The following is a 2572-nucleotide window of genomic DNA, read 5'->3' on the forward strand; positions in this document are numbered from 1 at the left end:
GTAACCGTCCGGCCTGGACCGCGGCTTGAAGGGCCTGCGGTGATACTGTGGCTATGCGGCTACCTTTTCGATCCCAAGAGTTCCGGCTGCCCAATTCCAGGGCAGAAGGTCGTCGAGGCGGTTCTGCGGCATGTCGGCGATGCGGGCAAGCACATCGGCCAGCCAGGCCTGCGGATCGATATTGTTCAACTTCGCTGTTGCCATCAGCGTCAGCATGAAGGCCGTCCGATCCGCTCCACGTTCGGAGCCAGCAAATAGCCATGAGCGGCGGCCGAGGGCGAGACCGCGGATTGCTCGTTCGGCGGCATTGTTCGAGAGGCATATCCGCCCGTCGGCTTTGAAGCGGGCAAAGGCGTCCCAGCGCTTCAGCATATAGTCCATTGCCTTGGCGACCGGAGCATGGCGCGACATTCGCGCCCGCTCTGTTCGCATCCAGTCTTCCAAATCAGCAAAGACAGGCTCACTGCGCTCGCGCCGGGCGGCCAGGCGTTCGTCGGCGGCTTTGCCGTTCACCTCGCGCTCGATGTCGAACAGCCTGTCGATGCGCTTCACCGCCTCCAGCGCCAACGGCGAGATCGGTGCCGCGTTCCGGCCTCGCCGGACGCTGCTTGCGATGTCGGCGAGTTCGAAGAACTTGCGTCTGGCGTGGGACCAGCACAGGGCCTCGGTCACCGACCCCGGACTTCGGTCAGCCTGATACAGGCGAGCGTATCCTGCATAGGCGTCGGCCTGAAGGATGCCAGCATAGCCCGCGAGATGACGTTCAGGATGCTCTGCCGATCGATCCCGCGAGGCATAAAACAGCGCCGCCGGCGGCGCCGTGCCGCCAAACGGCTGATCATCGCGGACATAGACCCAGACCCGGCCGGTGGTCGTCTTGCCCTTTGCAAGGATGGGAACCGTCGTGTCGTCGCCGTGAAGCCGTTCCGCCGCCAGCACATGGTCCTCGATCAGGTCATGAAGCGGGCGAAGGGCGTGAGTGCATGCGCCGACCTGGTCGGCCAGCGTCGACAGGCTGAGATCGATCCCCTCGCGGGCGTAGCGCTCGGACTGCCGGTTGAACGGTTGGTGCTGGGCGAACTTCTCAAACAGGATCATCGCCAGGAGGTTGGGGCCAAGGAACCCGCGAGGCGTCGGATGGAACGGCGCTGGCGGCTGGGTGATCCGCTCGCATTCGCGACAGGAGAATCTCTCGCGGACCGTCTGAATCACCTTCCACTGGCGCGGGATCACCTCCAGCGTCTCGGTGATATCCTCGCCGAGCTTCGACAGGCGGCCCGAGCCGCAGCACGGGCACGACGTCGGCGCGTCAATCACGACGCGCTCGCGCGGCAGGTGCTCCGGGAATGGCTTCTTCGATGGACGCTTGCGCGTGAAGGTCTGAACTGTCGTTGTCTTCGATGCCACCTGCTCGGCGGCGAGTTCGTCCTCGGTGGCGCCGGACTGAGCATCCTCAAGCTGCATCTCGAGTTGCTCGAGTAGACGCGTCTTCTTCTCCGAGCGGCTACCGTAGAGCTCCCGCCGCAGCTTCTCGATGGTCAGCGTCAGATGGGCAATCAGAGCCTCGGCATTCGAGGCCATCGCCTTCCCTCGGGCCGCTTCCGCCTCGGCGAGATCGGCCCGCAGTTCTGCCTCTGCAAGCGCAGCCTTCAGGGTGACGATATCGTCCGGTAAAGCGGCCATGGAGGAAGGCCCGAAGCAGGTCGTGGTGGAGTTGATTCTGCCACAGAACCCCTGCAATGCAAGGCTTTACTGCCTATCCAACAGTGCTCGGACGCCAGGTTCTCTGGGGATTGCGCCAGTCTATCCCCTCAAGCAGATAGCCGAGTTGCGCCGCCGAGATCGTCACCACGCCATCGGCCGGCGACGGCCATAAGAACCGGCCGCGTTCCAGCCTCTTCGTAAACAGGCATGCGCCTTGGCCGTCGTGCCAGATCACCTTCAGAAGGTCGCCTCTGCGACCACGGAAGCAAAACAAATGACCACTGTTCGGATCCCGCTTCAGTGTCTCCTGGACCAGCAAACTCAGGCCCGGGAATCCTTTGCGCATGTCTACATGGCCAGTCGCCAGCCAGACCCGGACGCCGCTCGGAACCGGGATCAACGCCGCCGGTCCACGACATCGAGAATGCGGGCCAGCGCCTTCTGATCGATCCCGGCATCGACACGCACAATGCGGCCACACGATAGCGCGATCTCGACGCGAGAGGGTTCCGTTGCTGGCAACGTCTTGCCAGCAGCAGTGGCATCGGCGGAGTGAACCGAAACCGGCAGGAAGGTGGGCTCCGGCGTCGCCGCCCGCGAACCAACCAGCCCAAACGCCCTTCGCCAGCCGAACAATTGTGAGGGCGAGATCCCGTGCCGGCGAGCCGTCGTTGAGACAAGCCGGGGGCCACGTTCGCTCTCGGCAATGATCCGAAGCTTGGCTTCATCCGTCCATCGACGGCGGCGACCAGTGTCGACGACCTCCAGCCGGGACACTTCGTGAGTGTGAGTGTGAGTATGCATATCCATACGCACAATCTCTTGGCCGCCTTCCAACCGCACAAGGCGTCCTACGCCGAAGGGTTAC

3 protein-coding genes are annotated in these 2572 nt (G+C 63.7%); all 3 read right to left on the reverse strand.

The features are described from left to right. Positions 1 to 51: 51 nt before the first annotated feature. The gene (locus tag GRZ55_RS22840; RefSeq protein WP_169289242.1) at positions 52 to 1683 is read right to left on the reverse strand and encodes an IS66 family transposase; all 1632 of its coding nucleotides are present in this window, start codon (positions 1681 to 1683) and stop codon (positions 52 to 54) included. Between the two features lie 73 nt (positions 1684 to 1756). Next, a complete protein-coding gene (tnpB, locus tag GRZ55_RS22845) occupies positions 1757 to 2185 on the reverse strand; it encodes an IS66 family insertion sequence element accessory protein TnpB (protein ID WP_368856670.1) in 429 nt (142 codons plus the stop codon). Then, complete coding sequence (locus GRZ55_RS22850; protein WP_169289244.1) at positions 2101 to 2514, reverse strand: transposase; 414 nt, start codon at positions 2512 to 2514, stop codon at positions 2101 to 2103. Before GRZ55_RS22850 ends, tnpB begins: the two co-directional genes overlap by 85 nt. Positions 2515 to 2572: the final 58 nt, after the last annotated feature.

This window comes from Chelativorans sp. ZYF759, from assembly GCF_012911015.1.
Lineage (GTDB): Bacteria > Pseudomonadota > Alphaproteobacteria > Rhizobiales > Rhizobiaceae > ZYF759.